The sequence below is a fragment of the uncultured Cyclobacterium sp. genome, assembly GCF_963976465.1.
Classification (GTDB): Bacteria; Bacteroidota; Bacteroidia; order Cytophagales; family Cyclobacteriaceae; genus Cyclobacterium.
Window position 1 is genome coordinate 1 of sequence record NZ_CAXBOC010000267.1, and the last position, 7588, is coordinate 7588.

Below are 7588 nucleotides of genomic sequence, written 5' to 3' on the forward strand. Positions count from 1 at the left end.
TCATGGTATGCAGAAATTCTATTGCATCATAATCATAAAAGATCACCCTATTTTGCCGCGTTACTCCAAAATTTTTGGTCATCATGTCTCCAGGAAAGATATTTGCCTGGGCCATTTGTAAAATGGCTTTGGCATATTCATCTACAGCATGTTTGGCTTCTTCCAGACTGCAGGTTTCCAGGTAGAGGTTCAAAGGTCGCAAGCGACGTTCGATGTACAAGTGCTTTATTACAAGTGTTTCTCCCTCAATGGACAAAAGAGAATTTACATAGGTTTTCAATTCTTTCATCAACAAGGGGTCAATCCTGTTCAGTGGAAGTCTAAAATTTTCAAACTCATGAGTGTCTGCCATTCTACCTACCCTGTCGTGAAGCCCCACCAGTTTGTATTTTTCTTTTACCTGCTGTCTGGTCATGTTTTTAGGAGGTTCAAAATGGTCTTTAATTAACTTAAATACAATATTTGACGAAGGAAGGGTAAAGACAGTCATGACCATGCCCTTGATGCCTTCAGCTAAAATAAAGTTGTCCTCACTCTGCTTTAGGTGGTTTGTGAAATCCTTATAGAAGGCTGTTTTGCCATGCTTATTGAATCCTATGGCATTGTATAGCTCATAAGGTCGTTTATGTTGGATAACTGATTGGAGAAAATTGACAGTTTGTGACGGGATAGCTATTGGAGCCATAAAATAGGACCTAGTATAACTAAATATTCCACTCATTATGTTAGGGTCGAAAATAAGTGTATCGACAAATATACCTTTTTCATTGTGTAAGAGGGGGATTATAAATGGCATCCATTTATTACCAAGATAAGTTCTACCTATTAAATAGGCTGCCTTATTGCGATAGAAAACATCCCTTAATACCTGCGTGGTGGTTTCCTTTGTTGCTTTATACCTGGTTAGAATTACTTGTTTAACACTTTCTACTAAATATTTTATGTCTTTTTCCTTTTGATAATAAGGAACACCAAAATCAAAATCTTCCAAAATTTTTGTAAATGCATCATGCAGTTCCACTTGAGCCGGATAGTTTCGAAATAAAGATTCGTCTACATTACCTCTATCATCGCTACCTGATAAATCATAAAACATCAATGCCTCATCAATCACCATTCCCGGGAATACCTTCCTGAAAACCGAATTAAAAAATGTGCCGGCCAGCTCCCGATCATCATAAGAAGCAATGGCATGTAAGTAACTTTCCCGGATTTCAGCCCAGACTGCTTTGCTGTCAACCTCTTCTTGTAGCAAAGCCTTACAAGCCTCTACAATACTTTTTAGGTGGTCTTTATATAAACGTAGCCTTTCTTTGTGGTTGGCATGTAGCTGTTGCCAATCTTTATTTTTAAAGTTTTTAGGAATTCTTTGGGTAATTTGTCTAAAATTAAGAATGTAGGCATCATATCCATCTAAAACTGTTGCAACTATTTTTTTAATAAGCTTTTTATTCATAATGGCTATGCCTTTTGGTCTGGAAGTAGATTAGAAGTGGATATTAGAATATTATTTTTTTATTGCAAAATTATTAACCTTTGGATTTGCAGATATATTCCTTAATTTCGTTCGAGTTTATTCTATTATAGATTAAACACAATAGGTTTAATAGGTTTGATAAGTGAAAAAGGCCTGAATAATATTCAGGCCTTTTTTCAATTGTAAAACACACACCGAATATGGATTTGAATCATTTGATAAACAATTTGGTAAAAGTTTTGGAGGGGCCTTTGCCCGGAAGGCCGGCTCAGGAGCGAATGGCTCCGATACCTCTTGAATTGGATCGATTTGATAAACAGCAAATGGTTAATGCCAGAAAAGGTGCCGTACTGATGTTGATATGCCCTACTCCAGACCAAAAAAGTATATTTGTCCCATTTATCAAAAGGGCTACTTACGAAGGGGTTCACAGTGGGCAGATTGCTTTGCCCGGAGGGAAGAAGGAGCTTACAGATCAAGATTTAGGAGTAACAGCTTTGAGGGAAACAGAGGAAGAGATTGGGGTACCAAGTGACAGCATTGAAATCATTGGTTCTTTAACTGATCTTTATATACCTCCAAGTAATTTTTCGGTGAAACCATTTATTGGCTATTCTTTAAAATCTCCGTCATTTTCAATTGACAAAAGAGAAGTCGATCGGCTTATCCTATGTAATTTTAACGAATTGACGGATGAGGCCATCGTAAAGAAAAAAGGAATGGATTTAGCCGGAGGTCACAGGATTGAGGCGCCTTATTACGAAATTAATCAAGAAGTGGTCTGGGGAGCTACAGCCATGATATTGAGTGAGTTTTTAACACTTTGGAAAGAAATCAAATAAATGTGGAAAGTGCGCTGATAACAAATGATGCAGTAGTTTTTGGTCTCCTAATGGGAGTACTTGGATTAATTTTTTATACTTCGGCAAGTGCCCACCCAATTTTTAAGGCCATATACCGGGTAGTGCCGGTGGTATTATTGTGTTATTTTTTACCGGCTTTGTTCAATACTACAGGCCTAATTTCCGGAAAAGATTCTCAATTGTATTTTGTAGCGTCCAGGTACTTACTGCCTACCTCACTGGTGTTGTTAACCTTAAGTATAGATCTCAAAAGCATCGCAAGATTAGGACCCAAAGCGCTTATCATGTTTTTGACAGGAACATTTGGTATTGTGATAGGGGGACCGGTTTCCTTATTTTTAGTGGCTCAATTTTTTCCTGAAGTACTGGGAGGAATAGGTGCTGATGAAACATGGAGAGGTCTTGCAACAATTGCGGGTAGCTGGATTGGAGGCAGTGCCAACCAAACGGCTATGTTGGAGCTATTTGGAGCCAGCCCTTCCCTTTTCAGTCAGATGATTGCAGTAGATGTTATTGTTGCAAACCTATGGATGGCTTTTTTATTGTATTGGGCAGGTAACCCAGGCTTCTTTGATAAAATTTTAAAGGCCGATACCTCGGCCATTACGGCTCTGAAGAAGAAAGTAGAGATCCAACAAAAGAATAACGTAAAAATCCCTGGCTTATCAGATACCATGAGCATTTTGGGACTTGGCTTTTTTATTACCAGTTGTTCTCATTTCTTTGGTACCTATTTGGGAGATTTTATTGGTGTGAATTATCCTGAGCTAAAACCTTATTCCTTGGATTCCCAGTTCTTTTGGTTGGTGATTTTAGCCACTACCGGAGGTTTGATTTTGTCTTTTACCCGATGGAGAAAATTAGAAAATGTAGGGGCATCCAGAATGGGTAGTGTCTTGCTTTATATTCTGGTGGCTACCATAGGTATGCAAATGGACCTTGCTGCAGTTTTAGATAACCCAGTTTATTTTTTAGTAGGGATTATTTGGATGGGTTTTCATATATTATTTATGCTTATTGTAGCCTTTATAATTAAGGCACCGTTTTTTTATGTAGCCATCGGTTCTCAGGCCAATGTAGGAGGAGCGGCATCTGCTCCGATAGTTGCTTCTGCTTTTCATCCTGCACTGGCCCCGGTAGGCGTTTTATTGGCTGTGTTAGGTTATGGTGTTGGTACCTATGGTGCTTATATATGTGGCATTTTGTTGCAATTGGCTTTTGGAGGATAACTATGAAACCCAGGAAAAAGTATATTTTCATTTGTAATGGTAAAGATTGTAAAAAAAATGATAACAAATCATTTTCCTCATTACTCAAACAAGCCATAAATAGGGCTCCTTTGAAAGGGAATTTTAAATTGGTAAAGACCAAGTGTATGGATTGTTGTAAATCCGGACCTATAGCTGTATATAATAATCAGTTGGTTAAAAAAGGGGATACTGATCAAATAGTCCAATTCCTTATGAAAGACCTTTTATGAAAAGTACCATAATCAATTGAATTTTTATTGTATAAACGTTTAAATAATTGGCTGACTAATATTTACGGAGTATCTTTACAGTGTTTTAATAATTTTTGCTAATTAAGTTCTAGTAATCATTAGATACTTAGTTTTTTTGATAGAAATAGTTAGAGATTTGAATATTGTTAGTAACTTATAGGTTTAAACCTATGAAATCCAATACTTAGTGTTTTCAGTTTTTAATTTAGCATTGTGACAGGTTAATACCTGATTTTAATCATGGAAAAAGAGTTTTATAAAAATCTCTTTCAAGGCAATGAAAAAAGTCTTGATTTATTTTTGGTATTTGATGACAGCCAAGTGATATTTTCAAGCGGTAATTGGCTAAGTCAATTAGCGGAGGAAGGATTATGGGAAAATTATTTGTCTAATTTTGAAGGCTTGGTTACCGATGTACGTTCATTTTTTGAAGATCCATCTCAAGCTCAATTCCGTAGTTATGCTCATATAGACCAGAAGCTGGGACTTCAAATCAGGGTAGAAGGAAAGACAATTGAGGGTAAAGGTAAAATTTGTGTGGCCAATGGAAAATTTCTAGAAGGAGCGTTGAATGACTCAAAAGAACTTTTGTTAGATAATGAGCAAACGATCTCATTGGGACAAGAAGATGCTACAGAGTTTTTAAAAGGAAAGCTGGAATTTGATCAGCAGGTCAATGAAATATCCACTGCATTTCTAAATGCTACAGAGGAAGAATGGGACAAGGTATTTCTTAAATCCCTGGCCATGGTAGTCCGATTTCAAGGAGCAGACGTAGGAAATTTTTTTTACGTCAATCATGAGTTAGAACAACTTGAATGTTTTTTTGAATACAAGACAAATCCTGATGCAGGGATACTTAAAATAAACCAAACCATATCCCTTGAAGGACAACAGGCTTTTATAAACAATTTAAAAAACTCAGGATTTATTGCTGTAGGCGATTTGAATAAATCTGAATACAAAGAAACCTTCGAGGCATTAATTGCAGAGAAATTTGGTTTCACAGCCTATATCATTGTCCCTATTTTTGCGGATAACAACCTTTTAGGCTTATTTACATTAAGTTCTGCCCAGGTCCAACCCAACTGGACACCTAAGCATAAGAATAGGTTTGGCATCAGGCAATTGGCTGATGTATTTGGGGCTGCAGTGATCCATCGTTCAACCAAATCCAAGCTGTTTCGAAATGAGAAATTACTTAGCTCTACTGAGGTTTTGGCCAAGTCTGGGTCTTGGAGATTGCAGAATACTGGCAGGAAGATTTTTCTTTCCAAAGGTATCAACAGAATCTTTGATTTGGATCCGTCTTTAGATGTATTAGAAGTAGGCGAATTCCTGTCACTTATCTCTTCTCCGGATAGGGAAGGTGTCAAGGCCAAAGTTCAGGAAGCGCTGGCTCACCGAAAATCTGTTTCCGGTGAATTTGTGTTCACCAACCCCAATGGGAAGGAAAAACACATTTCATACCTTATTCAGATCAATCAACTCACCACTAAAAGTAATTTAGAGGTTTTTGGTTATTGTAACGACATTACTGAGAAAAAAACTGTTGAGCGACGATTGTTGTTCGAATCCCAAATTCTGGCCCAAGTAAATGAACCAATTTATGTGACAGACCTCAGCCTGAAGGTGGTTTATATGAATGAGGTGGCGATTTTCGAAGGAGAACCTTTTCAAAACGGTCAAGGTGGAAAGATCAGCGACTTTTTTAAAATCACCAATGATCAAGCCATTTCTTTTCAACAATTAATTGAAAAAGCTTCTGATTCGGGGACCTGTGTAGAAGAACTTCAGATACTTGATAATTCAGGGCATGTTCAACCCTATGAGGTTTCTGTCAAACCCATTCAAAATGCAGAGACAGAAAAAATCGGTTACTCTTTTTTGGTGAGGAACCTTACCACCAAAATACAGCGGGAAGAAATGGCAAAAAAGGCCAAGCTGATTATTGAGAATAGTCCTGCCGTTTTGTTTGAAGTTGAGCCGAATGAAGGCTTCAAAATCTCCTATATTACAGAAAACATTAATCAGTTTGGATACCTTTCAGAAAACCTGGTGGAGGAAGCCCGAAGTTTAAAAGACTTTATTCACCCAGATGATCGTTGCACTTTTGAAAAAGAACTCCTACAGGGAGAAAAGAAGCAATACAGTAGGGAATATAGGTTTTTAACTGCTGAGGGTAATTATAAATGGGTGGAGGATAAAATTCGTCCCAAATTTGACAACGATGGAAATGTGGTGCTTTTTGAAGGCTTGTTTCATGATGTTACCGATAGAAAAAACGACAGGCTTGAAATTGAAAAAATTCAAGACAGGTACCGGGTGCTTGCGTCCAATATTCCTTATACCAATGTATTTTTAATTGATAAAAATTTAAGGTACTTGGTGGCCGAAGGTCTAAATTTCGACAACTGGGGTTTTGGTAAATCTTATTTTGAAGGAAGGAAAATTTCAGATGTACATACCGTGACGCGCAAAGTGGTAGAGCCACTTGTTACCAATGCGGTGAACAAGAAAAAAACCCTTTCTGATACCCTAAACTACCTTGGGAGAATCTATGAGTTAACGGCCAAACCCATCTTTAAAAATGACCAATTGGAATATATTTTAGGGATTGTAAGGGATATATCAGAAGAGTATGTAGCCAAAAAAGAGCTGAAAAAGAGCGAAATAAAGTACAGAAGCCTGGTAGAAGAGTCTACTGAAATCATATTTTCCATCACTGCACAATTAGAACTTAGTTATGTCTCCCCAAATATCAAGCAGTTTTTAGGCTACGAGACCTATGAATTTACAAGTGGTGACTTTACAGATTACCTTCATCCTGAGGATGCCCAAGTATTGCAGGAGGGGAATGCAAGTTCTATTAATTATTTCGAGGAACACCCTATATTCGAGTTTAGATTAAGGCATAGGCAAGGGCATTACCGGATTTTTAGCTCCAGCGGTAAGGTTATCAGAGATGAGAAGAATGAAATCAGGTATTACACAGGGATCGCCAGAGACATTACAAAATTAAAAGAAACCCAGAATGAGCTATACAAGGCCAAAGAAAAAGCTGAGGCTGCTTTGAATGCAAAGAGTCAATTTTTATCCGTAATGAGCCACGAAATAAGGACACCAATGAATGCGGTGATCGGGCTTTCACATCTTTTGATTGAAGACAAACCTCGAGAGGATCAATTGGAAAATTTGAGAACTTTACAATTTTCTGCAGAAAATCTCCTGGGGTTAATTAATGATATTCTAGACTTTAATAAAATAGATTCCGGAAAACTGATTTTAGAGCGAGTACCTTTTGAGCCCAAGAATTTAATCAATAGGATTATTCATTCTTACAGTTACCAAACCCGAGACAAGGCTTTGGAAATTATTTATGAGCCTGACTTTTCTATTCCCAACACCCTTATTGGGGATCCCGTGCGAATTGCTCAGATTTTGAATAACCTGATTAGTAATGCGATTAAGTTTACAGACAAGGGATTTATTAAAATAATATTAGAACTGGTAGAAAAGGAAGAAGATCATGTAAACTTACGGTTTACAGTAAAAGATTCGGGAATAGGGGTTGCCCCAAGTAAGGTAGATAGTATTTTTGATGCTTTTACCCAGGCAAGTTCAGATACCACCAGGAAATATGGAGGAACGGGTTTAGGTCTGGCTATAGTGAAAAAGCTTACCAAATTATTTGGTACAGATATTCATCTGGAGTCCAAGTTGGGTGAAGGGTCCACTTTTTGGTTT

5 protein-coding genes are annotated in these 7588 nt (G+C 37.4%); 4 read left to right on the forward strand and 1 reads right to left on the reverse strand.

What is annotated here, in order from left to right; all coding sequences use genetic code 11:
* Window positions 1-1456, reverse strand: a 1456-nt coding sequence (gene aceK, locus AAC037_RS14895; RefSeq protein ID WP_339903727.1) for a bifunctional isocitrate dehydrogenase kinase/phosphatase, incomplete at its 3' end; no start/stop codon positions are given.
* Between the two features lie 221 nt (window positions 1457-1677).
* Between aceK and AAC037_RS14900 the strand changes: the two genes are divergently transcribed.
* The 4 genes from AAC037_RS14900 to AAC037_RS14915 form a co-directional block, all read left to right on the forward strand.
* Window positions 1678-2319, forward strand: coding sequence for a CoA pyrophosphatase (locus tag AAC037_RS14900; protein WP_339903728.1), 642 nt, complete (start codon window positions 1678-1680; stop codon window positions 2317-2319).
* Complete coding sequence (locus AAC037_RS14905; protein WP_339903731.1) at window positions 2316-3569, forward strand: DUF819 family protein; 1254 nt, start codon at window positions 2316-2318, stop codon at window positions 3567-3569. The genes AAC037_RS14900 and AAC037_RS14905 overlap by 4 nt, the downstream gene beginning before the upstream one ends.
* Before the next feature lie 2 nt (window positions 3570-3571).
* Window positions 3572-3820, forward strand: a complete 249-nt coding sequence (locus AAC037_RS14910) for a (2Fe-2S) ferredoxin domain-containing protein (protein WP_339903729.1) — start codon at window positions 3572-3574, stop codon at window positions 3818-3820.
* A 261-nt stretch (window positions 3821-4081) separates the two neighbouring features.
* Window positions 4082-7588 (forward strand): PAS domain S-box protein (locus AAC037_RS14915; protein ID WP_339903730.1); only part of this gene is annotated, 3507 nt, incomplete at its 3' end.

What these genes read in the sequence shown, in the direction of transcription:
- AAC037_RS14900 (WP_339903728.1), top strand. Translation starts at nt 1,678, where the DNA reads ATGGATTTGAATCATTTGATAAACAATTTGGTAAAAGTTTTGGAGGGG.
- AAC037_RS14910 (WP_339903729.1), top strand. Translation starts at nt 3,572, where the DNA reads ATGAAACCCAGGAAAAAGTATATTTTCATTTGTAATGGTAAAGATTGT.